25 protein-coding genes are annotated in these 22,291 nt (G+C 58.9%); 12 read left to right on the top strand and 13 right to left on the bottom strand.

The features are described 5' to 3' along the window. The first annotated feature begins 276 nt into the window (after window positions 1–276). Window positions 277–873: a paraquat-inducible protein A gene (locus ACZZ0B_RS13425; RefSeq protein WP_008085792.1), complete on the top strand. Its 597-nt coding sequence runs from the start codon at window positions 277–279 to the stop codon at window positions 871–873. Then, window positions 870–1,556, top strand: a complete 687-nt coding sequence (locus tag ACZZ0B_RS13430; RefSeq protein ID WP_463545439.1) for a paraquat-inducible protein A — start codon at window positions 870–872, stop codon at window positions 1,554–1,556. The genes ACZZ0B_RS13425 and ACZZ0B_RS13430 overlap by 4 nt, the downstream gene beginning before the upstream one ends. On the opposite strand, the gene ydiJ is transcribed toward ACZZ0B_RS13430, so the two are convergent. Further along, on the bottom strand, window positions 1,489–4,515 hold the full coding sequence (gene ydiJ / locus ACZZ0B_RS13435; protein WP_463545440.1) for a D-2-hydroxyglutarate dehydrogenase YdiJ: 3,027 nt from the start codon (window positions 4,513–4,515) through the stop codon (window positions 1,489–1,491). The two genes, ACZZ0B_RS13430 and ydiJ, sit on opposite strands and share 68 nt — an antisense overlap. A gap of 158 nt (window positions 4,516–4,673) precedes the next feature. On the opposite strand from ydiJ, the gene ACZZ0B_RS13440 reads away from it, so the two are divergent. After that, on the top strand, window positions 4,674–5,558 hold the full coding sequence (locus ACZZ0B_RS13440; RefSeq protein ID WP_463545441.1) for a LysR substrate-binding domain-containing protein: 885 nt from the start codon (window positions 4,674–4,676) through the stop codon (window positions 5,556–5,558). A 121-nt stretch (window positions 5,559–5,679) separates the two neighbouring features. Here the strand turns inward: ACZZ0B_RS13440 and ACZZ0B_RS13445 are convergent, their stop codons facing one another. Both ACZZ0B_RS13445 and ACZZ0B_RS13450 read right to left on the bottom strand, forming a co-directional pair. Then, window positions 5,680–6,954, bottom strand: coding sequence for a glucarate dehydratase family protein (locus ACZZ0B_RS13445; protein WP_463545442.1), 1,275 nt, complete (start codon window positions 6,952–6,954; stop codon window positions 5,680–5,682). A gap of 30 nt (window positions 6,955–6,984) precedes the next feature. Continuing rightward, entirely contained in the window at window positions 6,985–8,352 is a 1,368-nt protein-coding gene (locus ACZZ0B_RS13450; protein WP_463545443.1) for an MFS transporter, read from the bottom strand. A 120-nt stretch (window positions 8,353–8,472) separates the two neighbouring features. On the opposite strand from ACZZ0B_RS13450, the gene ACZZ0B_RS13455 reads away from it, so the two are divergent. Then, entirely contained in the window at window positions 8,473–9,372 is a 900-nt protein-coding gene (locus ACZZ0B_RS13455) for a LysR family transcriptional regulator (RefSeq protein ID WP_008085804.1), read from the top strand. A 143-nt stretch (window positions 9,373–9,515) separates the two neighbouring features. On the opposite strand, the gene ACZZ0B_RS13460 is transcribed toward ACZZ0B_RS13455, so the two are convergent. Together ACZZ0B_RS13460 and ACZZ0B_RS13465 are read right to left on the bottom strand one after the other, a co-directional pair. Beyond that, window positions 9,516–10,106: a DUF6338 family protein gene (locus ACZZ0B_RS13460; RefSeq protein WP_008085806.1), complete on the bottom strand. Its 591-nt coding sequence runs from the start codon at window positions 10,104–10,106 to the stop codon at window positions 9,516–9,518. A gap of 163 nt (window positions 10,107–10,269) precedes the next feature. Beyond that, on the bottom strand, window positions 10,270–11,475 hold the full coding sequence (locus ACZZ0B_RS13465) for an NAD(P)/FAD-dependent oxidoreductase (protein ID WP_463545444.1): 1,206 nt from the start codon (window positions 11,473–11,475) through the stop codon (window positions 10,270–10,272). 292 nt (window positions 11,476–11,767) lie between these two features. On the opposite strand from ACZZ0B_RS13465, the gene ACZZ0B_RS13470 reads away from it, so the two are divergent. Next, window positions 11,768–12,316 (top strand): RrF2 family transcriptional regulator, encoded by a 549-nt coding sequence (locus ACZZ0B_RS13470; protein ID WP_463545445.1) that lies wholly within the window; start codon window positions 11,768–11,770, stop codon window positions 12,314–12,316. Between the two features lie 78 nt (window positions 12,317–12,394). Here ACZZ0B_RS13470 and ACZZ0B_RS13475 read toward each other — a convergent pair whose 3' ends face one another. After that, entirely contained in the window at window positions 12,395–12,730 is a 336-nt protein-coding gene (locus tag ACZZ0B_RS13475; protein ID WP_008085810.1) for a hypothetical protein, read from the bottom strand. A gap of 186 nt (window positions 12,731–12,916) precedes the next feature. Between ACZZ0B_RS13475 and ACZZ0B_RS13480 the strand changes: the two genes are divergently transcribed. Further along, the gene (locus ACZZ0B_RS13480; protein ID WP_008085812.1) at window positions 12,917–13,156 is read left to right on the top strand and encodes a hypothetical protein; all 240 of its coding nucleotides are present in this window, start codon (window positions 12,917–12,919) and stop codon (window positions 13,154–13,156) included. Window positions 13,157–13,225: 69 nt separating this feature from the next. On the opposite strand, the gene ACZZ0B_RS13485 is transcribed toward ACZZ0B_RS13480, so the two are convergent. Next, complete coding sequence (locus ACZZ0B_RS13485) at window positions 13,226–13,423, bottom strand: DUF2188 domain-containing protein (protein WP_463545446.1); 198 nt, start codon at window positions 13,421–13,423, stop codon at window positions 13,226–13,228. Between the two features lie 223 nt (window positions 13,424–13,646). Between ACZZ0B_RS13485 and ACZZ0B_RS13490 the strand changes: the two genes are divergently transcribed. Continuing rightward, window positions 13,647–14,009 carry an NUDIX hydrolase gene (locus ACZZ0B_RS13490; RefSeq protein ID WP_158830865.1) on the top strand — a complete coding sequence of 121 codons (363 nt, stop codon included), beginning with the start codon at window positions 13,647–13,649 and terminating at the stop codon, window positions 14,007–14,009. 4 nt (window positions 14,010–14,013) lie between these two features. On the opposite strand, the gene ACZZ0B_RS13495 is transcribed toward ACZZ0B_RS13490, so the two are convergent. The 3 genes from ACZZ0B_RS13495 to ACZZ0B_RS13505 all read right to left on the bottom strand — a co-directional run bounded on the left by ACZZ0B_RS13495 (window position 14,014) and on the right by ACZZ0B_RS13505 (window position 16,346). Next, window positions 14,014–14,256, bottom strand: a complete 243-nt coding sequence (locus tag ACZZ0B_RS13495; RefSeq protein WP_008085818.1) for a DUF1652 domain-containing protein — start codon at window positions 14,254–14,256, stop codon at window positions 14,014–14,016. A gap of 111 nt (window positions 14,257–14,367) precedes the next feature. Further along, entirely contained in the window at window positions 14,368–15,267 is a 900-nt protein-coding gene (locus ACZZ0B_RS13500) for a polysaccharide deacetylase family protein (RefSeq protein ID WP_463545447.1), read from the bottom strand. 131 nt (window positions 15,268–15,398) lie between these two features. Next, window positions 15,399–16,346 (bottom strand): ABC transporter substrate-binding protein, encoded by a 948-nt coding sequence (locus tag ACZZ0B_RS13505; RefSeq protein ID WP_463545448.1) that lies wholly within the window; start codon window positions 16,344–16,346, stop codon window positions 15,399–15,401. Between the two features lie 295 nt (window positions 16,347–16,641). On the opposite strand from ACZZ0B_RS13505, the gene ACZZ0B_RS13510 reads away from it, so the two are divergent. The 4 genes from ACZZ0B_RS13510 (at window position 16,642) to ACZZ0B_RS13525 (ending at window position 19,870) form a co-directional block, all read left to right on the top strand. Next, window positions 16,642–17,622: an aliphatic sulfonate ABC transporter substrate-binding protein gene (locus ACZZ0B_RS13510; RefSeq protein ID WP_463545449.1), complete on the top strand. Its 981-nt coding sequence runs from the start codon at window positions 16,642–16,644 to the stop codon at window positions 17,620–17,622. Between the two features lie 62 nt (window positions 17,623–17,684). Then, window positions 17,685–18,524 (top strand): ABC transporter permease, encoded by an 840-nt coding sequence (locus ACZZ0B_RS13515; RefSeq protein WP_463545450.1) that lies wholly within the window; start codon window positions 17,685–17,687, stop codon window positions 18,522–18,524. Window positions 18,525–18,571: 47 nt separating this feature from the next. After that, window positions 18,572–19,252 (top strand): SOS response-associated peptidase, encoded by a 681-nt coding sequence (locus tag ACZZ0B_RS13520; RefSeq protein WP_008085829.1) that lies wholly within the window; start codon window positions 18,572–18,574, stop codon window positions 19,250–19,252. 345 nt (window positions 19,253–19,597) lie between these two features. After that, the gene (locus ACZZ0B_RS13525; protein WP_158830860.1) at window positions 19,598–19,870 is read left to right on the top strand and encodes a hypothetical protein; all 273 of its coding nucleotides are present in this window, start codon (window positions 19,598–19,600) and stop codon (window positions 19,868–19,870) included. Between the two features lie 47 nt (window positions 19,871–19,917). Here ACZZ0B_RS13525 and ACZZ0B_RS13530 read toward each other — a convergent pair whose 3' ends face one another. The 3 genes from ACZZ0B_RS13530 to ACZZ0B_RS13540 all read right to left on the bottom strand — a co-directional run bounded on the left by ACZZ0B_RS13530 (window position 19,918) and on the right by ACZZ0B_RS13540 (window position 21,137). Beyond that, window positions 19,918–20,064: a hypothetical protein gene (locus tag ACZZ0B_RS13530; protein WP_178116848.1), complete on the bottom strand. Its 147-nt coding sequence runs from the start codon at window positions 20,062–20,064 to the stop codon at window positions 19,918–19,920. A gap of 63 nt (window positions 20,065–20,127) precedes the next feature. Beyond that, on the bottom strand, window positions 20,128–20,439 hold the full coding sequence (locus ACZZ0B_RS13535; RefSeq protein WP_176472272.1) for an AzlD domain-containing protein: 312 nt from the start codon (window positions 20,437–20,439) through the stop codon (window positions 20,128–20,130). After that, the gene (locus ACZZ0B_RS13540; RefSeq protein WP_045123274.1) at window positions 20,439–21,137 is read right to left on the bottom strand and encodes an AzlC family ABC transporter permease; all 699 of its coding nucleotides are present in this window, start codon (window positions 21,135–21,137) and stop codon (window positions 20,439–20,441) included. The genes ACZZ0B_RS13535 and ACZZ0B_RS13540 overlap by 1 nt, the downstream gene beginning before the upstream one ends. A 183-nt stretch (window positions 21,138–21,320) precedes the next feature. On the opposite strand from ACZZ0B_RS13540, the gene ACZZ0B_RS13545 reads away from it, so the two are divergent. After that, on the top strand, window positions 21,321–22,256 hold the full coding sequence (locus ACZZ0B_RS13545) for a GGDEF domain-containing protein (protein WP_463545451.1): 936 nt from the start codon (window positions 21,321–21,323) through the stop codon (window positions 22,254–22,256). Window positions 22,257–22,291: the final 35 nt, after the last annotated feature.

The raw sequence follows: 22,291 nt of genomic DNA on the forward strand, positions 1-22,291 counted from the left end.
CGAAGGCGTCGCGTCAGTCAAAACAGATGTTCACTGGAACGCCGAAGCATAACCTTGAACCAGACACTCATTCGCCAGACCTGTTGGGGTTGGGGTGTGTGTTTGCAGACGTGGTCAGCGAATCCCGCACTCAATCCATTGCCCCTGTAGGAGCTGCCGCAGGCTGCGATCTGTTGATCTTGCCTTTTAAAAAACAACATCAAAAGATCGCAGCCTGCGGCAGCTCCTACAAGGGAGCGTCTATAGTGATCAGGTCTTTGCTGTCGAGCGTTGTCCATGGTCAACACCGAACACCTGATCATCTGCGAGCACTGCGATTGTGTGTATGAAAAAGCCGTGCTCGGCAAACACCAGAAAACCTCGTGCGTACGCTGCGGTGGCGTGCTTCAGCGCTTCAATGGTTTGAGCGTTGAGCAGCGGCTCGCGCTGACGTTCACGGCGGCGGTGCTGTGGCTGTTTGCCAACTTCTACCCGGTGATGAGCATCAGCATGAAAGGCCTGAAAAACAGCGCGACGCTGTGGGACTCGGTGCTGGCGCTGAGTCAGGGGCCGATCACCTTCATCGCCATGGTCGCGGCCATTGCCATCATCATTGCCCCGGCATTTCAGCTCGTATTGTTGATTTGGGTGCTGGGCTTCGCCCTCGGCGGACAGCGTGCGCCGGGGTTCAAGCTGTGCATGCGCTGGCTGGAAACCCTGCGCCCCTGGAGCATGCTCGAAGTGTGTTTGCTCGGCGCCATGGTCGCGGTGTTCAAACTCGCCGGCTTGCTCGACGTGTTGCCCGGCATCGGCCTGTTCGCGCTGGCGGTACTGAGCCTGATGATGATCCGCATTGCCGGTCGCGACATCCGTGACCTCTGGGACATTCTATGAAGCGACCACCGACCGCCAGCGAACTCAATCTGTGCCTGTGTCACAGCTGCGGGCTGGCTTGCGACATGACCGACGAGCCGCATGAATGTCCGCGCTGCGACGCGCCGCTGCATCGGCGCAAGACCAATTCGTTGACGCGCACCTGGGCCTACATGCTCGCCGCGCTGGCGTTTTACGTGCCGGCCAATCTCTTGCCAGTGATGAACACCACCATGCTCGGCAGCGGCGCCGACAGCACGATCATGAGCGGCGTGCTGGAGTTCTGGGAGGCTGGGGCGTGGGACATTGCGCTGATCATCTTCATCGCCAGTATTGCCGTGCCGGGGATCAAGTTTGTTGCCCTGACCCTGCTGCTGACCACCGTGCAACGCGACAGCGCCTGGGCGCGCAAAGAGCGTTCGAAACTGTACCGCTTCGTCGAGCTGATCGGCTATTGGTCAATGCTCGACGTGCTGGTGGTGGCGCTAGTCGCGGCGCTGGTGAAATTCCAGGCGCTGGGCGATATCGAGCCACGACCGGGCATTCTGTTTTTCGGCCTGGTCGTGGTGTTCACCATGCTCGCGGCGATGAGTTTCGATCCGCGCCTGATCTGGGACAAGGACACGGGCAACGACCTCAGCGACGTTGAACCTCAAGCAACACCTGCAACGGGTGGCGCAGTGCCTGATCCGACTGGCGTTTAACCTGGCTGCGGCAAGAATAACCGGTGGCCAGTGCTTCGCCCTTCTCTGCCGGCGCATCGACCTGACGCGCCCACGACTGCTGGTAAATCACCGCTGAGGTTTCACGGTTGCGCGCCTCGTGGCCATAGGTGCCGGACATGCCGCAGCACCCCGTGGCCTGCGTCGCCAGTTGCAAACCGGCACGCTCGAATACCTGCTCCCACTGGCGGGTCGCGGCCGGTGCGTTGGTTTTTTCGGTGCAATGGGCGAGCAGTCGGAATTCTTCGCGATGATCCTGAGGCGCTTGCTCCGGCATGACCTTGAGCAGCCACTCCTGCACCAGCGCCACGTCCGGGCATTGTTGCATGCCGGGTACTTTCAAATATTCCTGGCGATAGACCAGGGTCATGGCCGGATCAAGGCCCAGCAGCGGCACGCCAATATCTGCAAGCTCACGCAACTGCCGCGCATTGCGCAACGCCGCGCGATTGAACGCCGACAGGAAACCCTGCACGTGCAACGGCTTGCCATTGGCGCTGAACGGTGCCAGATAAACCTGATAACCAAGACGCGAAATCAGCTCGACCAGGTCGGCCAGCAGCGGCGCTTCGAAGTAACGCGTGAACGCATCCTGGACGATCACCACACTGCGTTCACGTTGCGCCTCGGTCAGTGCGGACAAGGTCGAGACCGTGGCCGGTTGCACTTGCCAGCGACGCATGGCGGCATGAAAATCAAAACGACTGAGCAACGGCACATCGACCATGCCGCCGACACGCTCTAGCAGACCACGCACCCACGCAGCGCCCATCATGCCGTTGTACAGCGCCGCAATTCGCGCCATGTACGGAATGCTGTACTCCAGCGAGGCGATCAGATAATCCCGCGCCGGACGCAGATAGCGGCCGTGATACAGCTCAAGAAAGCGTGAACGAAACTCCGGCACATTGACCTTCACCGGGCACTGCCCCGCGCAGGACTTGCACGCCAGGCAACCGGCCATGGCGTCGTAAACCTCATGAGAGAAATCTTCGGACTGCTGACGCGTGTTGCGCCAGCGCTGCCACAGCGTGCTGAAAAACGCCGGTTTGCGCATGGCATCAGACAACACATCGACGCCCGCCTCGCCCTGCAAACGCAGCCACTCGCGGATCAACGACGCGCGCCCCTTCGGCGACTGCGAACGCTCGCGGGTGGCCTTCCATGACGGGCACATCGCATCATCCGGGTCGAAGTTGTAGCAGGCGCCGTTGCCGTTGCAGTGCATGGCCGCGCCGTAGTCCTGCCAGACCTTTTCGTCGATCTGCCGATCGAGTTCACCGCGCAGGGTCACTTCGTCGATCTTCAGCAACGCCGCATCGGTGTTGGCTGGGGTGGCGATCTTGCCGGGGTTGAACTGGTTGAACGGGTCGAACGCCGCTTTCAGTGCTTGCAGCGCCGGATAGAGTTCACCGAAAAATGCCGGCGCGTATTCCGAACGCAGACCTTTGCCGTGCTCGCCCCACAGCAGACCGCCGTAACGCTGGGTCAGCGCCGCGACGCCATCGGACACCGGACGCACCAGCGCGGCTTGCTGCGGGTCTTTCATGTCGAGAATCGGTCGCACGTGCAGCACGCCCGCATCGACGTGACCGAACATGCCGTACTGCAAACCGTGGCTGTCGAGCAGGTCGCGCAATTCGGCGATGTACTCGGCCAGATGCTGCGGCGGCACCGCCGTGTCTTCGACAAACGGCTGCGGCCGCGCTTCACCGGCGACGTTGCCGAGCAAGCCCACCGCCCGTTTGCGCATGCCGTAGACCTTGTTTACCGCCGCGTGGCCGACCGCCAGTGTGTGGCCCAGACGCTCGACCGTGCGGTCGCTGCTCAAGTGCTCGACAAACGCCTCGACCCGCCGTTTCAACTCTTCCGGATCGTCACCACAGAACTCGACCAGATTGATGCCCAGAGTCGGCCGCTCGGCGCTCGCCGGGAAGTATTCGGCGACACCGTGCCAGACGATGTCCTGCATCGCCAGCAGCAAGACTTTCGAGTCGACGGTTTCGATCGATAACGGCTTGAGCGCCATCAACGCCCGCGCATCGCGCAAGGCGTCCATGAACCCGGCGTAGCGGATGTTCACCAGCATCGTGTGCGTGGGGATCGGCAGCACATTCAGGCGTGCCTCGACCACGAAACCCAGCGAGCCTTCGGCGCCGCACAGCACGCTGTTGAGGTTGAAACGGTTGTCCGCTTCACGCAAGTGCGCGAGGTCATAACCGGTCAGGCAACGATTGAGATCGGGGAAGCGTTCTTTGATCAGCTCACCCTGCTCATCAATGATCTGCCGAGCACAGCGATAGACTTCGCCGACGCGATCTGTGCGGGCGCAAAGCGCTTGCAGTTCGCGCTCTTCCAGCGGCTGACCGTGCAAACGCTCGCCACCGCGCAAGACCATGTCGAGTTCAAGCACATGGTCGCGGGTCTTGCCGTAGGTGCAACTGCCCTGCCCGCTGGCATCGGTGTTGATCATGCCGCCGACGGTGGCGCGGTTGGAGGTCGACAGCTCAGGGGCGAAGAACAGCCCGGCAGATTTCAGTGCGGCGTTGAGCTGATCCTTGACCACCCCGGCCTGCACGCGCACCCAGCGCTCCTCGACGTTGATTTCGAGGATGCGGTTCATGTGCCGCGACAGGTCGACGACGATGCCATCGGTCAACGATTGGCCATTGGTACCGGTGCCGCCGCCGCGCGGGGTGATCACCACGTGTTGATAGGCCGGCTCGGCGATCAGTCGCGCCACCCGCGCGACGTCATCGGCGTCCATCGGAAACACCGCCGCTTGCGGCAAGCGCTGATAGATCGAGTTGTCGGTCGCCAGCACCACGCGGCTGGCGTAATCGGCGCTGATTTCACCGCGAAAACCGCTGTTCTTCAGCGCATTCAGGAACTGTTGGTAATCGGCGGCCAGGGCTTTGGCGGGGGACAGCTGGGCAATCATCGGTCAGGAAATCTCGGTCAACATCGGGCTATGTGGCGCTGAACAGTTGTACGCAATGAATGATTGCGTCAGGCTGCGCCATCTAATGGTGCCCATGTTCATTGCTGAACGACCTTGGGACAACCGTAAATTCGACCCGCTATTGATGACTTTTACGAATGAATCCGCGCACGCTCACACCGTCGATGTCGTTATTGCTGGCGTTCGAGGCTGCCGCACGCCATGAAAGCTACACCCGCGCGGCGCATGAACTGTCGCTGACGCAAAGCGCGGTCAGCCGGCAAGTGCAGATTCTCGAGAAAATGCTCGGCATGCGCTTGTTCACTCGTGAAGGCCGGCAAGTGGTGCTCACCGACGTCGGGCGCATGTATCAGCGCGAGCTGGCAGAGGCGTTGGGGCAAATTCGCAGCGCGACATTGCAGGCGATGGCGTTTGGTTCCGGCGTTCACAGTTTGCGCCTGGCGACGCTACCGACCTTCGGTTCGAAGTGGCTGTTGCCGCGACTCAAGGATTTCTATAACGCCCACCCGGGCATGACGGTGCATTTGCATTCGCGTATCGAAGCAATCGACTTTGATACCAGCGAAATCGATGCGGCGATTTGCGTCGGCAGCGGAGAGTGGCCGGGGCTGACCGCCCTGCCCCTGCACACCGAAGAGCTGGTGGTGATCGCCAGCGCGCAGCTCTCGGCTGCCGAGCGTAATGACGCCGAACAGCGGATCGCCGGGCAACTGCTGCTCAACGTCAGCAGCAATGCGCAGGCATGGGCGGAATGGTTCAGTCATCACGGCCTGCCCCACCGCAGCATGCGCATCGGCCCGAGTTTTGAGATGACCTCGCACTTGATTCAGGCAGTGCGGGCGAATATCGGGGTGGGATTGGTGCCGCGGATTTTGGTGGAGGATGAGTTATTGAATGGTGATCTGCTGCAACTCGGGGAAGCGATTACCAGCCGACGCAGCTATTACCTGGTGTATCCGCCGCGCAATGAAAATCTGCCATCGCTGAAAGCGTTTCGGGATTGGCTGGTAAAGACACTCTGACTGGAGAACCTCATCGCGGGCAAGCCCGCTCCCACAGGTTGTCGTGTCGATTGCAAACTCTGTATTCAACGAAGAACCTGTGGGAGCGGGCTTGCCCGCGATGAGGCCAGTCCTGACGCTATCAAAACCTCGGTTTGACCGCCTTCCAGTCCGGCTTATAGCGTTGCATCTGCCGCACATCGTCACGCTGACGAATCCCGCACGTCAGGTACTGATCATGCAGCTTGCCCAACTGCTCGTGATCCAGTTCCAGCCCAAGCCCCGGCGCTCGCGTGATCTTCACGCAGCCGTCGACAATCGGCAGCTTGCCGCCCTTGATGACTTCTTCATCCGACTCCTGCCACGGGTAATGCGTGTCGCAGGCGTAATCCAGATTCGGCACGGCCGCCGCCACATGCGCCATCGCCATCAGGCTGATGCCCAGGTGCGAATTGGAATGCATCGACACGCCAACACCGAACACATCGCACATCTTCGCCAGCGTCTGCGTGTCGCGCAGGCCGCCCCAATAATGATGGTCGGCGAGGACGATCTGCACGCTGTTCTGCGCGACACTGCGGCGAAATTCGTCGAAATCGGTGACCACCATATTGGTCGCCAGCGGCAGGCCCGTGCGCTTGTGCAATTCGGCCATGCCATCGAGGCCCGGGGTCGGGTCTTCGTAATACTGCAGATCATCACCGAGCAACTCGGCCATGCGAATAGACGTTGCCAGTGACCAGTTGCCGTTCGGATCAATGCGCAACGGATAACCGGGAAAAGCTTTTTTCAAGGCCTTGATGCACGCCACTTCATGCTCCGGCGGCAATGTACCGGCCTTGAGCTTGATGCTTTTGAAACCGTACGCCTCGATCATCCGTGCAGCCTGCGCAACGATTTGCTGCTCGCTGAGCGCTTCGCCCCAGTTATCTGGTTTGTACGGCGAATCGACGTGCTGTGCGTACTTGAAGAACAGATAGGCACTGAACGGCACCTCATCGCGAATGGCGCCGCCGAGCAGGTCCACCAATGGCACGTTCAGGTAATGCGCCTGCAAATCGAGAAAGGCCACCTCGAACGCCGAGTAGGCGTTGCTCACCGCTTTGCTCGCGTGGGAACCGGGTGCCAGCTCGGCACCGGCAACACTGGCCGGTTTGTTCGCCGCGACGGTGGCCTGCACGATGGCGCGCAACTGGTTGAGGTTGAATGGATCGAGGCCGATCAGCTGCGACTGCAACTGCTGCTGGATCGCCAGCGCCGGGGCGTCGCCGTAGCTTTCGCCGAGGCCGATGTAGCCGTTGTCGCTTTCGATCTCGATGATCGAACGCAGGGCGAAGGGTTCGTGGATGCCGCTGGCGTTGAGCAACGGCGGATCACGGAAGGCAATCGGGGTCACGGTTACGCGGGTGATTTTCAAGGTAACGCTCCTGACAGATCAACAATCAATTCAATGGCTCGCGGCCGGGCTGGCCGTCACGACAACGGCGGCCCCGTCATGCGGCTTTGCAAGGTTTTTACCTTTTGCGCCGGGCGCCGTGCGGGCAAAAAAGATCACCACCGCAGCGATCAGCGACGTCGCGGCCAGGCCATACAGACCGCCCTCGATGGAGCCGGTGGTTTGCTCGAGAAAGCCGAACGCGGTGGGCGCCACGAAGCCGCCGAGGTTGCCGATCGAGTTGATCAATGCGATCACCGCAGCGACGATGCGCGCATCCAGATAGCTCTGCGGAATCGGCCAGAACAGCGCCGACGCCGCCTTGAAACCGATGGCCGCGAAACAGATCGCGACGAAGGCGAAGATAGGTCCGCCGGTGGTCGACATGAACATGCCGATCGCCGCGATCACCAGCGTCAGGGCGACCCAGGCTTGCTGGAACTTCCACTTGCCGGCCATCGCCGCGAAGCCGTACATGGCGACAATCGAGATAATCCACGGGATCGAATTGAGCAGGCCGACCTGGAAGTCGCCGAGGTTGCCCATCTTCTTGATCATGCTCGGCAGCCAGAACGTCGCGCCGTAAATGGTCAGGGCGATGGAAAAATAGATGAAACAGAACAGCGCGATCTGCCGATCCGCCAACAGTTTGAACATCGACGGTTTGGCCTCTTGCACCGCTTCACGGGCTCGCTGCTCTTCGGCAATCGCCGCGACCAGCGCTTCACGCTCCTCTTCGCTCAACCATTTGGCCTGACGCGGATGCGATTGCAGCCAGAACCAGACAAACCCACAGAGCACCACGGATGCCGCACCCTCGATCAGGAACATCCACTGCCAGCCATGCAGGCCCAGCCCGCTGATGTGCAGAAGCGCACCGGACACCGGTCCGGAGATCACCGAGGCAATCGCCGAACCACTGAGAAATACCGCCATGGTCTTGCCGCGCTCAGAGGCCGGCAGCCATTGGGTGAAGTAATAAATGATCCCCGGAAAGAACCCCGCCTCCGCCGCACCGAGAATAAAGCGCAGCACGTAGAAACTGGTTTCACCTTTGACGAACGCCATGGCCATGGCGGCGGCACCCCAGGTGAACATGATCCGCGTTAGCCAGACCCGCGCGCCGTAGCGTTGCAGCAGCATGTTGGACGGCACTTCGAACAGTGCGTAGCCCACGAAAAACAGCCCGGCGCCAAGCCCATAGGCCGCAGCGCCGATGCCCAGATCGGTTTCCAGGTGGCTGCGCACGAAACCGATATTGACCCGGTCGATGTAGTTGACGATGAACATCACCACGAACAGCGGCAGCACATGGCGCTTGACCTTGGCGGCGGCACGGGCGAGTACCGTGACATCCGGCGAACTCTGCAGGGTTTTCAAGAGGCGACTCCCGATCTTGTTTTTTTAGGGATGGCGTGAAGCGATGGAGTTGATCATGGACGGCGATCATTGATCCCGTCTAATCTAACTTGGCATTCGATTGATACCTGGATTAGATCAATGTTCGAACTCACCCAACTACGCTGCTTCACCACCGTCGCCACGGAACTGAACTTTCGCCGCGCCGCCGAGCGACTGAACATGACCCAGCCACCGCTGAGCCGGCAGATCCAGTTGCTGGAACATCACCTCGGCGTCGAACTGTTTACCCGCAGCACGCGCAGCGTCGCGCTCACGGCGGCAGGCCGGGCTTTCTTCATCGAAGCACAGAACCTGCTCGAGCGCGCCCAGCAAGCCGCCGTCACCGCCCGACGGTTTGCCGAGGGCGATATCGGTTCGGTGAACATCAGCTTTGTCGGCAGCGCGGTGTATGAATTTTTGCCCAAGGTCATCGCCGAAGCCCGGCTGAAACAGCCGCAGGTGAAAATCGATCTCTCGGAGATGAACACCTACCAGCAGCACGAAGCACTGCGCGCGCGACGCATCGATCTGGGCATCGCCCGCGCTCCGTTGCTGGAGCCGGGCTACGCCACCGAATGCCTGGTGCGTGAACCGTTTGTGCTGGCAGTGCCGAGCAATCATCCACTGGCGACTGCGCTTGAAGTATCAGTCGGTGATCTGGATAAACAGCCGTTCCTGATGTACTCCCACGCTGCCTATCCGCCATTCAACGAACTGCTGACCGGCATGCTGCGCTCAGCCCGGGTCGCGCCGGATTATGTGCAGTGGCTGGGGTCGTCGCTGACGATTCTGGCGCTGGTCAACGCCGGCATGGGCCTGGCGCTGGTGCCGCGCTGCGCCACCAGTGTGGTGTTCCGGAATGTGGTGTTTCGCGAGATCGATCTGGGTGAAGGGGTGCAGAGCGAACTGCACCTGATCTGGCGGGAGAACAACGACAACCCGGCGTTCGCGATGTTGCTGGAGGCGATTCGCCGGGCGGTGAAGGAAGGTTGGGGCTGAAAGGGTTATTTAGCGTTTTGGTGCCGGAGGTGGCGCACTGGGGCCTTTGAGATTCGGCGAAGGCTTGCCGTCCGGGCCTGCGAAAAGACGCGCCACGTTTGGTGGCATGGGTTGAGATGCTCTGGCGGTCATGACGTAACCTCTTATAACGGGCTGAACTCAACCCACTGAACCTTCGCGGAATCTATCAGCAAAAATTCGGCCCCGGAAGGCACCACGGTGCCATCGCTTTTCAGCCATCGCGGATTCTGCATCACGAATTGGCCATTGGCAGACTCCGGAGGCCACTGCGCAGGCCAACCAAACAGGCGCCTGTCATCAGTCAAATGCAGAGTGACCAGGCGATGATACTGGGCGAAAGAACTGAACCATTCACTGGGGTAGGAAGATTGTTTCGTCAGATTTCTAGTACGTAACCATCCATGCAATTTGTCGCTGGAGACTATGCGGCAGAAAAACAGTCCGAGTGACAGTGAAACAACAAATGCCCACCCTGTTTCGGTTTTGGCATTCCATTGGCCCAAGGAAAATCCTTGGCTGCCTACCCACAGACACAGCACGCCAATCCCCAGTACCGCCCCTTGAATCACGAACGTGAAAATCAGCGCCTGCACGATCTGGCCAAACGTATCAGGCCGCCTGAACGCTGTAAGTGAATAAAAAATCCACGTCGATAAAAACCCGGGAATCAAATACTGCAACAGCGGAATAACATCTTTCACCAGATCATCCATGATCCAAGCTCCTTGAAACAGCCAACAAACAAAAATGCCAGCCCCTCCTGTGGCTGGCACTCAAAAGCCTAGTCGCTGCAGAAAAAACCCTCTGCCAGCAACTGTCACAGCGCATTGCGAACCGCCTCCAGCGCATCAGATCCGCGCCCTTCTCTGCCGTGGCTCAGGCGACCACAGGAATCATCGGATCCGCCGCTGCCAGCGCACTCACGCGATCAGCCGCCGGCGGATAGATCCACTGCGTATTGATCTGGGTCTTCAAGGTTTTGCCTTCCTGCTTGACCAGTTTCACCTGACGATCCCAGCCCTCGGTGTACACCGCGCCCCAGGCACCGAGGTCCAGGCAGGTCACGTATTTCGGCTGGCTGTACGGCGTCGGCTCGACCCCGAGCAGTTGCGCAGCAACGTTGTTACCGGCGTGCCGCCCCAGCGAAATCGCGTGCTGGCAGGTCATCAGTGCATAGTTGCCGATATCGTCGGTGGCCGCGTAAGCCACGTCACCCGTGGCAAAGATGTCGTCCTGGCCGATCACTTTCAGGTGGGAATCGACATGCAGGCGACCCTGCTTGTCGCGCTCGGCCGGAATCTGCTCGGTCAACGAACTGGCGCGCACACCTGTAGTCCAGATCACCGTTTTCGCCTCGATGTGCTGGCCGTCAGACAGTGTCACGCCACTGGCATCGACCGACTGCACCGAGACACCCAAACGCCATTCGACGCCCAGTTCTGCACTGGCCTCGATGATCGACTGGCTGATTTCTTCGCCCATCGAAATACCGATCTTCTGCCCGCGATCCACGATGATCACCTTGAGATCGGCCTGCTCACCGAGTATTTCGCGCAGACGCCCTGGCATTTCGGTCGCGGTTTCAATCCCGGTGAAGCCGCCACCAGCGACGACCACGGTGTTGCGTGCCGGACTCTCAGGCTGGTCTTTCAGTGATTTCAGATGCGTTTCCAGGCGGATTGCCGCCTCGATCTGATCAACGTCAAAAGCATGCTGCGCGACGCCCGGCGTGTCGGACTGAGCCAGACCACTGCCACTGGCCAACACCAGCTTGTCGAAGTGGACGGTTTTTTTGCTGCCGGAGGCATCGGTGTAACCGACAGTTTTGGCCGCCACGTCGATGGTCTCGGCCGCTCCTTTGATGAAGTGAACGCCGACCGCTTCGAACAGTTCGTGCAGCGGTGCTGCCAGTTGATGAGCGTTCGGCTCGTAGAAACGTGGGCGCACACGCAGTTCCGCCTGCGGTGCAAGCACGCTGATTTGAACATCGACACGGCCATGAATATCGACCAGACGTGTCGCGCTCAATGCCGACCACATGCCGCCAAAACCGGCGCCAATTACCAGAATCTGCTGCTTCATTTGTGAATCTCCAGAAAAGCCGTGCCCTTTAAAAGGGCGTCATGAATAGGTCCGGAGGTGTTTGGCTATCTCCCCGATAGCGCCGACTGTATTGGTCGGATATAAATCCAACAAGTCAGATTATTCGATTGGTTTAATCTAATTAACCGATACTTAAACGCTCACATTTAACAGAAAAACCCTCAAATACATGGGTTAAAAGCCCGTAAAACGGTAAATCTGGCCAATCCAGCGGATTGCCGATCGCCGCTCGGACTGCTAGTATTTGCGACAAATCAAGTCGGACTTATCTATGTCTCTTTACAGTGCAGGCGTCGAATACGGTATTCATTGCCTGGCCTTTCTGGTTGGCAACGGCGGTAACAGCCGCGAGGCCAGCGTGCGTGATCTCGCCGAATTGCAGGGCGTGCCAGTGGAGTATCTGGCGAAGATTTTCACCAAACTGGCCAAGGCCAAACTGGTGGTAGCCAGTGAAGGCGTGCGCGGCGGCTTCAGCCTGGCGCGGCCGGCGGATGAAATCACCCTGCTCGATATCGTCAACGCCATCGACGGACGCAAGAATATTTTCGAATGCCGCGACATCCGCGGGCGTTGCGCCCTGTTTGAAGGCAATCCGCCAGAGTGGGCGATCGAGGGCACCTGTTCGATCCATGGTGCGATGATGAACGCGCAAAAACGCATGGAAGAAGCCCTCGCCCAACAAACCATCCTCGACATTGCGCGCAAGGTCGGGCGCAAGGCGCCGGCGCAGTTCGGCCAGCAAGTGGAAGACTGGATTCAGGATCGACGAGAGAAAAAGGGCAACGTGGGGAGCATCCCGCTCACCGACATTTCAGACTGACGGCCTCGTGTCAAAAAGTCGAAAAAAAAGCAGAAGCCGTTGACCCGGCTTCTGCTTTTTTTGCACCTTCAAATGACGTTACAGGCAGTCGCGCACCGATTTGCGCAACGAACCCGACTTGGCCCACGGTGGCCCCTGGTACAACGACACCCGGCTGCCGTCCTTGTATTTGACGATGTCGAGAATTTCGTCAGCGGTAATGACGCTCGGCGCGGTGATGCGATAACCGTTGGAGATCGACGTTTGCGTAGTCTTGGCAACGTCTTGCTGCCACAACGGTAATACACACGCGGCATAGTCTTTGGGGGCCTTGCCACTGATCTTGCTGACATTCGGCTCACCCGGCACCAGTGACGCCGGCAACGAGCACCCTGCCAACATGACCAACGCCAAACTCCCGATCCACATCCGCATGGTGTTTCCCTGCTCTGAAAAAAAGCGAATGTAACGTGTAACCGGGTGTACATCCATCGTGGCACAGCGTCTTTGCGAAACTTTGGACAATTTTTCACAACCGCTCAGCCCAACGACAGGCAAGCCTTGCACCGCTGGCGGAAAATGCGACTACTATTTTCTACCGAGAACGTTCTGGAGGTGATCATGCGGCTCAATGAATACGAACACGAACTTCAACGCGACCTGCAAAGTGTCGCATCGGACCTGAGATGGTCGGCAGTCGACCTTAAACGTATTGCTGAACAGTTGCGCAAGTCCGGCAATGAAGCGGATGCGCAGACTGTATTGAGATCCTGCGAAGTACTGCAAAGCGATGAAGAACGCTTGCAGCTTTACGCCAAAGAAGTGAAAGCACGCGCCATCAGTCGAACCAAAGTGCACTGATCCCGAGCTCCATCCGACCCCAAACAAACAGCCCCGGTCTATACCGGGGCTGTTTTTTTTAACCGCCAATCAGCTTGTTTTGTGACTTTGCACGCGCGTCGGGCGTTTTTTGTAGCCAGGCAGTGCTGCGGCATACGCCAGCGCTTCCTCTTTGCTGGCAAACGAGGCCAGACGATCACCCTGGGTGCAAACCCGCCATGGGCCGTTATTTACGCTGAGCACGTCATACCCGTTCATGTGCATCTTGTTCAGCATCGGAATGCTCATGGGCACCTCCTTTTTGCTAACGGTGGATTCAGCTTCACGTTCTAACCTTACACCCGGATCAAAATCGGATGCCAACCGGGTGTCGCCAACGCAACAAGTCAAAGTGCCGGCACTTTTCGCTCAGTCAAGCGCTCCTAAACTCAACGGGAACCTTTAAATCCGGGCGCGGCTCGAATATTGCAGTTTCATTACATTTTCGTGACAAGCAGTAAATAGGTAACAGATGAAAGTACGTGCCACCGTCATTTGCGAACAGGATCGCCACATTCTCCTGGTGCGCAAACCCCACTGTCGCTGGACTTTGCCCGGCGGCAAAGTCGAGCCAGGGGAAACCCGAGCCCATGCAGCCGTGCGCGAATTGCAGGAGGAAACCGGGCTGGACGCCGACGATGTGCTGTATTTGATGGAACTGCAAACCGGCGGCACAAGGCATCACGTCTACGAAGCTTCAGTGCTGAACATCGATGAGGTGCGCCCGCAGAATGAAATCATCGATTGCATCTGGCACCCGCTGGACGCGGTGCAGAATCTCAACACCAGCGAGGCGACGCTGCGCATCGTGCAGGCTTTCCAACGTCGTTTATAGGGGCTCAGCCCGCAAAGGCGCGGCGCCCCGCCGTCATTTCGGTGCGCAACTCGCCGATGAAGTTGGAAATGTCACGGATGGTGACGAGGTGCTCCGGGGAAACGCCATTGAGCAGTAAGTCCACCCGGCCACTTTCCGGCTCATACACCTTGATCTGCAAAAGCCCCTGTGCGGATGGCGTGCAGTCACATTTGAGCGCAGGAAAGCCGGACTCGACGATGCGGCAAATGTCAGTGATCGCAAGCATGGGCGGACGCCTCGCAGGCGGTAAATCGATCGATCCGTTGAGCATAGATGAGCAATATGTGTCGTGCTCGATACAAAAATGCCAACTGGATCACAACTTTCATTTACCTCTTCATTCAGCGTCGTGATTCCAGATCCAGTTCCAGATGCCGGGCAGCTCCACCGCTTCCGAACTTTGCTGAACCGTTCGCGCCAGCGCGGCTTTCTCCAGGGCAGCGTGATCATCATAGAACGGCTTGTCCGCCAATCTCACCCCCGTCGCTGCGGCGCTGTCGAGCAGGATCTGCAGGTATTCGCGCGCATGCCGCGCGGTGTAGCGGTTGAGGTCATGAAAGGTCACCACCACCGGAATCACCCCATCGACCGTCGGAAACTTACCCAGCGCCACCTCTTCACGCACGACCGACAGTTGCCGCAGCATGTTTGCCCGGCGACGCGGGCTGGCATTGAATCCCCAGATTTTGCCGTCATTGGCGCTTATATCCGTGAGTAAAACGTGTAAGCCATGCTGCTGATAAGCGGCAAACGTGCGCTTGTCATAATTCCAGAAAGGCGGGCGCAGCAATGTCGGCGGCGCGCCGGTGATCGCCGCGATATCAGCCGTGCCGTGAGTCAGCGATTCTTCGAGTTCTTGCGGATCGAGCGAGCGATGGTTGGTGTGCCAATGCGTGGCGGTGTGAAAACCGAGGATATGCCCTTCTGCGTGTTCGCGACGCATGATGCCGCGGCCAATGTCGCTGTTACCGGCGCGGGGGGCGCGGGTCTGGACGAAAAACACCGCTTTGATGCCGGGTTGCAGCGGATTGTCCTTGAGGCTGTCGAGCACGGTCGCCGATGGGTTCCAGAAACTCGACGCACTGGGGCCATCATCGAACGTCAGCAGGAAGCGCACGGGCGCCCGGGCCTTGAGGCGTGTTTCGGTTTGCGCGGTCATTTCGATGGGCGCGGCGATGCAGCCGGCCAGCCCTAGGGCAATCACCGCGGCCCACACAAGTTTGAATCCGGAGGTCATGTTTTGCCTTGCTTTCGACCACTGTGGTCAGGTTGTCGACTGGCAAAACTCCCTCGCCCTCATCCATCCTTGTGCCCGGCGCTACGAGCCGAGGTTGGATAAGGTACACAGGGTTTGGTTCCGACGCTCGTTCAGCGCGCAAACGCTTGTTGGAAAGAGTTGTCGATGATCCCCGCAGTCGCCAACGGTGTCGGCAGCGCTTTGACCTTGAACAGGAAGTCTGCGGTGCTTTGCAGGTCCGTCGCGGCTTGCTGATCCACCGGCCCGACGGTCATGTGCGCTTGGCGCAACCAATGCCGGGAAACCTGCTGATCGAGATTGGCCTTCTTCGCCCACAGATCGGCGTACTCGTCGGTATGGTTGTCAACCCAGGCCCGTGCCTGCTTCAAACGCCCGAGAAAATCGGCGATTGCCTCACGCTTGCTATCGATCGATGGCGTCGAGGCCGCGATAGCGCTGAGCCCCGGCATCAGGTTTTTGGCAGTGAGAATCGGCCGTGCGCCGGAGAACAGGATCTGCTGGGAAATGTACGGTTCCCAGACCGGGAAGGCATCGATGCTGCCCTGCGGCAATGCGGCGGCGGCATCGATCGGCATCAATTTGACGAAGTCGACATAGTTTTCCGGCAGACCGCCCTGCTCCAGTGCGCGCAGCGTCAACTGTTGACTCCACGCCCCCGGCCAATAGGCGACTTTCTTGCCCTTCAGGTCGGCAATGGTTTGCACCGGCGAGTCCTTCGGCACCAGCAGGGCAATGGTGTCGGGGTTCTGCCGTGAAACACCGATGAGTTTCACTGGTGCCTGTTTTGCCGCCAGAAACAGAAAGCCCGAGTCTCCGAGAAAGCCCAGATCCAGCGATCCAGTCTGCAAGGCTTCTGCCAGCGGCGCTGCGGCCTGAAAGTGTTTCCAGTCGACGGTGTAAGGCGCGTCCTTCAAAACCCCGGAGGCTTCCACCGAAGCGCGGATGTTGTAGTAATTCTGATCACCCACGTGCAGGACTAACGGCTCGGCGGCGTAGGAAAGTGGTGAGGTAAATAAAGCCGCGGTCAGCGCGCGACGTAGGAAACGGGAAAGCTTCATGGCGAGTCCTGCAAAGAGGGTTTGCATAGACCATAACGCTCTTAATATTTACTTTTGAAATTCGATTAACGCATAAGCTCAGCACCGTCACTATCGACTGTTGGCTGAGCAACAGTGGCCGTCCACACTGTTCCACCCGCAACACCTGAATACTCCTCCCAAGCAATAAATCCCCCGTATTCCGGGGCTTTGGCGCACATGGCACAGAGCCTGCAATATTCCATTCATGCAGGAAGCATTCGATAAAAATATCTTTTTTGACATAAGAAACCTGTGCCTTCGCCGGAGCGCGCCCATGACATCGTTCTTCCCTCGTATCAAGACACTGCTGGCTGCCAGCGCCATTGCCCTGAGCCTGCAACCCATCGCTCATGCCGCCGAAATCGCACCGGCGGAGGTGCACCTTGATTACGCCTATTACTCGCCGGTGAGCCTGGTGCTGAAGAATTTCGGCTTCCTCGAAAAGGCCCTGCCCAACACCAAAGTCAGCTGGGTGTTGAGCCAGGGCAGCAACCGCTCGCTGGAATACCTCAACAGCGGCGGCGTTGATTTCGCCTCCAGCGCCAGCCTCGCGGCAGTGCTGAGCCGTGCCAATGGCAGTCCGATCCAATCGGTTTACGTCTACAGCCGCGCCGAATGGACTGCGCTGGTGGTGCGCAAAGATTCGCCGTATCAATCCATCGCCGACCTCAAGGGCAAAAAGATCGCCGCGACCAAAGGCACCGATCCTTACCTGTTTACCTTGCGCAGCCTGCAACAGGCCGGCTTGAAAAAAGACGACGTCGAACTGGTGCACCTGCAACATCCCGATGGCCGCACGGCGCTGGAAAAAGGCGATGTCGACGCCTGGGCCGGCCTTGATCCGCATATGGCCGCCAGCCAGGTGCAGGCGGGTTCGCGCTTGCTCTACCGCAACCCGGCCTTCAACAGTTACGGGGTGATCAGCGTCACTGAGCAGTACGCCAAGGAGCATCCGCAAACCATCGAGACGGTGATCAAGGCCTACGAACAGGCCCGCGACTGGGCGCTGAAAAACCCTGACGCGTTCGCCGCCCTGCTCGCCAAGGAATCCGGACTGCCGCTGGACGTGGCCAAATTGCAGCTGTCGCGCACCGACCTGAGCAGCCCGCAACTGACGACAAACGATGTCAGTGCCTCCAAGGCTGCCGCGCCGATTCTGGTCTCCGAAGAGTTGGTGCGGCGCGGGGGGAATGTCGATCAAGTCATCGATCAATTGCTCGACAGCGGTGTGCAGCAAGCCGTCGCCCGCCAGTAACCGAACAGTTTCATGACAAATCCGCGCCCGTCGCGGTTTTGTCGTGAGCGGAGCCCGATTTCATGAACAGTCACAGCAAACAACTGCCCGCGCCACTCGTTGCGCCGCGACGCACGTCGCCCCTTCATCCGACCTGGCAGCGCCGTTTCAAAGGTCTGGCCTTACCGCTGCTGATCGTTGTGCTGCTGGAAATTATCGTACGCATCGGCTGGCTGCCGTCCTACCAGATGCCCGCGCCCAGCGAGATCGCCCTGACCCTCACCGACCTCGCCGAAGGCGCCTTGTGGAAACACATCGGCGCGAGCCTGATTCGCGTGCTGTTGGGCTTCGCCATTGGCGCCAGTCTGGCGTTGGTATTTGCCGCGTGGGTCGGTTTGAGCCGCGAAGCCGAGGCGTATCTGGAGCCGACCTATGCCGCCCTGCGCGCAATTCCGAGTCTGGCCTGGGTGCCACTGTTGTTGCTGTGGCTGGGCATTGATGAAACCTCGAAAATCGTCTTGATCGCCATTGGCGCGTTCTTCCCGGTGTACGTCAACGTCGTCGCGGCCATTCGCAACATCGATCGCAAACTGGTCGAGGTCGGTCATATCTACGGCTTCAGCCGCCTGCAATTGGTGCGGCGAATCTTGCTGCCCGCCGCCCTGCCCGGTTTGTTCACCGGGTTGCGCAGCGGCATGAGTCTGGCGTGGATGTTTCTCGTTGCGGCCGAGTTGATCGCCGCCACCAAAGGCCTGGGCTATCTGCTCAGTGACGGCCGCGAAACCTCACGGCCGGACATCGTACTGGCGGCGATTATCGTGCTGGCCTTGCTCGGCAAGCTCAGCGACGGTGTGCTGGCGGTGCTCGAACGACGCTGGCTGAAATGGCGCGATACGTTCACCGGTCAGGGCGCACAGGATTGAGTGCGAAGAAGCAACTACGCTGAAATTTCCTACCGGAGATTCAGCCCATGTGCGGAAGACTCTCGCAGTACCGAGGCATCCACGACTTTGTCGCCGTCCTGAGCATTCCCGATGCGCTGATCAATCATGTCGGCGACGCGCCATTGGCTCGCTACAACGCTGCACCGACCACCGCACTGGCCGTGCTCCACCAGCAGGGGCAAACGCTTTTCGCCGACAACCTGCGCTGGGGCTGGCGTCCGCATTGGGCCAAGGATCGCGCCGCGCCAATCAATGCGCGGGTGGAGAAAGTCGCCCATGGCTCGTTCTTTCGCGCGATCTGGCGCCATCGGCTGATCGTCCCCGTCGACAACTGGTTTGAATGGGTCGATGACGACGACAAAACCCGACAACCCTGGCTGATTCGTCGGGCAGATCAAGGTCCGGTTTTCTGCGCAGCCATCGGTCAATGTCCTACGCCCGAGGCGCAGGCTCGGGACGACGATGGTTTCGTGATCATCACCGCCGACAGCGTGGGCGGCATGCTCGATATCCATGACCGACGGCCAGTGGTGTTTCGCGCAGAATTGGCGCAGGAATGGCTCGACCCGGCGACGCCCGCCGAACGCGCCGAACAAATGCTCTTGTTCGAAGGTGAAAGCCCTGAAACGTTCGAATGGTACAAAGTCGGTAAAGCAGTCGGTAACTCACGCAATCAGGGCGCCAACTTAATTATTCAGCAAGCCTAAACATCCCCCAACCTCACCCGTTCACTCATGTAGGAGCTGCCGCAGGCTGCGATCTTTTGCCCTTGTTTCTTCATGAGCAAAAGCAAGATCAAAAGATCGCCGCCTGCGGCAGCTCCTACCGGTGAGCCGTTGGCGTTACAAGGGGTGTTTCATCCTTGAGACAGCCTGAATAAAACAGTCGTTTGAGTGAACTAACCGCCTGTCTGACATTTCAATCGTCATACATACATTTAGTAGCACTACGGCTAGCATGCGCGCCGCATTTCCGATTGGTATACCAGTTGACCAAAGAGTCAAGAAACCAGGAATCCACAACAACTTTTACAAGCCTTGCAGAGAAATAAGTTGCGCGACGATTTTGCAATCAAACAGGTCAGCGGCCTGGAGTGTGTTTATCTGTCGATGACAGAACGCTTTGAACTCGACTGTTTTATCGGCCACTACATCAAGACCCGAAACCTGCGTACCGTTCCCGACATCGAACGCGTCCTGCGCACCACCCTCGAAGGGTATCCCGGTCATCCGCCGGTGATGGTCAACGAGTTGAATGCCTGGATCGACAGAACCTTGGGATATCGGGCTTCACACCCCGATTTCACGCAGTTGGACGATCTCTGACACAACAAAAAGCCCCGCATTTGCGGGGCTTTTTTTGTGGTAACTGGTCAAAACTTGCGGTCAGGATCTGAAAGCTCTCTGCCGTCATCGTGCTTCCAGGTTTGTTCCTTGTGCTTCTCCCGCTCTATTTCTTCTTGCGTCGGCTCATCGTTGTCTTCGTCATCCGGTTCCGGATGCTTCTGCTCAGTCGCCATGCTCGCCTCCTGTCACAAGTAAAGGGTCATCTTTACAGCGTAGAACAGTTTCCATCAGACAACTTACAACCACCAACGCAGTAAAAAGAAGAACGCCATGCTCAATAACATGCTGAGCAAGGTATTGCGTGTGTAGATCACCAGGGCAATGGCCACCAGCGAACTAAGCAGATAAGGGTTGTCCCACTGCAGATTCAGCTGTTTGTCCGGCATGAACACGATCGGCCCGCAAATGGCGGTGAGCATGCCCGGCACCGCAAACCCGAGAAACTGCCGAGCATTGCTGCTCAAACGCACCGGCAAGCGCGGTTCGAGAAACACGTAACGGTTGAGGAACACCAGAATGCCCATGCCGAATATCACTGCCCAAACCATCATGCGCGCCCCCGATACAGCTTGTTGCAGATAAACCCGGCGGTCATGCCCGCCAACCCCGACAGCACCAGCGCCGAACCCCATTGCCAATAACTGAACAGCACCGAACAGAACAGCGATACCGCCACGCAAACCACCGTCGGCACGTTACGCACCACCGGCGTGATCAAGGCAATGAAGGTGGCCGCGATCGAGAAATCCAGCCCCAGATGTTCCAGCCCCGGAATGCTGCTGCCCAAGACGATGCCAGCCAGGGTAAAGAGATTCCAGGCGATGTAGAACGTCAGACCGACGCCCAGCGCATACCAGCGATTGAACTGTTGGCGATCATGCTGACTGGTCAGCGCGAACAATTCATCGGTGAGCAAAAAGCCCAAACCGATCCGCCAACGCCCCGGCAGCGGTGAAATCACCGAGCGCATGCTCATGCCGTACAACAAATGCTGCGAGGTCAGCAGCAACGTCGTCAGCAGAATCGAGAAAATCCCTGCGCCGCCCTTGAGCATGCCGATCGCCACCAACTGCGCAGCGCCAGCAAAGACAATGCTCGACAGACCCTGACCTTGCAACGGCGTAAGGTTGGCTTCAATCGCCATGGAACCGGCCAACAGCCCCCAGGGTGCGGTGGCCAGTGACAGCGGCATGATCGCCGCAGCGCCGCGAAGAAACGCACTGCGCGGCATGAGTGAGTCAGACATAACGCTCTTCAACCGAGGAAACAGTCGCCAACTCTGCCAGTAATGGCTGTTTTTTGGCTTGAACAATCTTGCGCACTTGCAAGAAATCTCCGCAACGTCGCCGTTCATCGGCGTGCTGCTTGCAAGCGTTGCGCGCCAACAACATGCTGGCAGCGCATTTTCCCTCCGAGACCGTGCCCCGCCATGACCGCCATCGACAGTGACGTGTACAAGACTCTGCTGGAATCGACCAAAGCCATCCCGTGGCGGATCGACTGGAAAACCATGACCTTCAGCTACATCGGCCCGCAGATCGAAACCCTGCTGGGCTGGCAGCAGGACAGTTGGATCGGGGTCAACGATTGGGTCGAGCGCATGCACCCGGATGATCGTGATTACGTCGTCGAGTTTTGCGTTTCGCAATCCCGCGCCGGCGTCGATCACGAGGCCGACTATCGCGCCCTGACCCGCAGCGGTGATTACGTGTGGATCCGCGACGTCGTGCACGTGGTGCGCAAGGACGGCGAAGTCGAGGCGCTGGTGGGGTTCATGTTCGATATCAGTGAACGCAAGAAAACCGAAGAACACCTGATCCGCCTGCAAAAGCAACTGGAAGAGTATTCGTTCCAGGACGGCCTCACCGGCATCGCCAACCGGCGGATGTTCGACACCGTGCTCGAACGCGAGTGGGTCAGCGCGCAGCGCAGCGGATTGCCGTTGTCGCTGCTGATCCTCGATATCGATTATTTCAAGCAATACAACGACCATTACGGCCATCTCAAAGGCGACGAATGCCTGCGCCAAGTAGCCAAGACGCTGTCGCTGGCGGCCAACCGACCACGGGATTTCATTGCACGGATCGGCGGTGAAGAGTTCGTCTGGCTATTGCCGGAAACCGACGCCGAGTCAGCCCGCCTGGTGGCGCGCAAATGCCTGCACCTGATTCGTCAGCAGCAGATTGCCCACGCGCATTCGCCGGTGTCTTCGCTGGTCAGCCTGAGTCTTGGTGTCGGCACTGCGCAGCCGGCAATTGCCAGCGATCCCCTGCCCTTCATCGAACAAGTCGACAAACTGCTCTACCAGGCCAAACACAATGGACGGATGCGCGCCGAGTTTGCCGACTTTCGCAGTGAGCGATAACGCGCTCGCTGGCGTAACATAGCGGCCATCGCAAC

Source organism: Pseudomonas sp. AC247 (genome assembly GCF_979258015.1).

What these genes read in the sequence shown, in the direction of transcription:
- ACZZ0B_RS13425 (WP_008085792.1), top strand. Translation starts at nt 277, where the DNA reads ATGGTCAACACCGAACACCTGATCATCTGCGAGCACTGCGATTGTGTG.
- ACZZ0B_RS13430 (WP_463545439.1), top strand. Translation starts at nt 870, where the DNA reads ATGAAGCGACCACCGACCGCCAGCGAACTCAATCTGTGCCTGTGTCAC.
- ydiJ (WP_463545440.1), bottom strand. Translation starts at nt 4,515, where the DNA reads ATGATTGCCCAGCTGTCCCCCGCCAAAGCCCTGGCCGCCGATTACCAA.
- ACZZ0B_RS13440 (WP_463545441.1), top strand. Translation starts at nt 4,674, where the DNA reads ATGAATCCGCGCACGCTCACACCGTCGATGTCGTTATTGCTGGCGTTC.
- ACZZ0B_RS13455 (WP_008085804.1), top strand. Translation starts at nt 8,473, where the DNA reads ATGTTCGAACTCACCCAACTACGCTGCTTCACCACCGTCGCCACGGAA.
- ACZZ0B_RS13460 (WP_008085806.1), bottom strand. Translation starts at nt 10,106, where the DNA reads ATGGATGATCTGGTGAAAGATGTTATTCCGCTGTTGCAGTATTTGATT.
- ACZZ0B_RS13465 (WP_463545444.1), bottom strand. Translation starts at nt 11,475, where the DNA reads ATGAAGCAGCAGATTCTGGTAATTGGCGCCGGTTTTGGCGGCATGTGG.
- ACZZ0B_RS13470 (WP_463545445.1), top strand. Translation starts at nt 11,768, where the DNA reads ATGTCTCTTTACAGTGCAGGCGTCGAATACGGTATTCATTGCCTGGCC.
- ACZZ0B_RS13475 (WP_008085810.1), bottom strand. Translation starts at nt 12,730, where the DNA reads ATGCGGATGTGGATCGGGAGTTTGGCGTTGGTCATGTTGGCAGGGTGC.
- ACZZ0B_RS13480 (WP_008085812.1), top strand. Translation starts at nt 12,917, where the DNA reads ATGCGGCTCAATGAATACGAACACGAACTTCAACGCGACCTGCAAAGT.
- ACZZ0B_RS13485 (WP_463545446.1), bottom strand. Translation starts at nt 13,423, where the DNA reads ATGAGCATTCCGATGCTGAACAAGATGCACATGAACGGGTATGACGTG.
- ACZZ0B_RS13490 (WP_158830865.1), top strand. Translation starts at nt 13,647, where the DNA reads ATGAAAGTACGTGCCACCGTCATTTGCGAACAGGATCGCCACATTCTC.
- ACZZ0B_RS13495 (WP_008085818.1), bottom strand. Translation starts at nt 14,256, where the DNA reads ATGCTTGCGATCACTGACATTTGCCGCATCGTCGAGTCCGGCTTTCCT.
- ACZZ0B_RS13500 (WP_463545447.1), bottom strand. Translation starts at nt 15,267, where the DNA reads ATGACCTCCGGATTCAAACTTGTGTGGGCCGCGGTGATTGCCCTAGGG.
- ACZZ0B_RS13505 (WP_463545448.1), bottom strand. Translation starts at nt 16,346, where the DNA reads ATGAAGCTTTCCCGTTTCCTACGTCGCGCGCTGACCGCGGCTTTATTT.
- ACZZ0B_RS13510 (WP_463545449.1), top strand. Translation starts at nt 16,642, where the DNA reads ATGACATCGTTCTTCCCTCGTATCAAGACACTGCTGGCTGCCAGCGCC.
- ACZZ0B_RS13515 (WP_463545450.1), top strand. Translation starts at nt 17,685, where the DNA reads ATGAACAGTCACAGCAAACAACTGCCCGCGCCACTCGTTGCGCCGCGA.
- ACZZ0B_RS13520 (WP_008085829.1), top strand. Translation starts at nt 18,572, where the DNA reads ATGTGCGGAAGACTCTCGCAGTACCGAGGCATCCACGACTTTGTCGCC.
- ACZZ0B_RS13530 (WP_178116848.1), bottom strand. Translation starts at nt 20,064, where the DNA reads ATGGCGACTGAGCAGAAGCATCCGGAACCGGATGACGAAGACAACGAT.
- ACZZ0B_RS13535 (WP_176472272.1), bottom strand. Translation starts at nt 20,439, where the DNA reads ATGGTTTGGGCAGTGATATTCGGCATGGGCATTCTGGTGTTCCTCAAC.
- ACZZ0B_RS13540 (WP_045123274.1), bottom strand. Translation starts at nt 21,137, where the DNA reads ATGTCTGACTCACTCATGCCGCGCAGTGCGTTTCTTCGCGGCGCTGCG.
- ACZZ0B_RS13545 (WP_463545451.1), top strand. Translation starts at nt 21,321, where the DNA reads ATGACCGCCATCGACAGTGACGTGTACAAGACTCTGCTGGAATCGACC.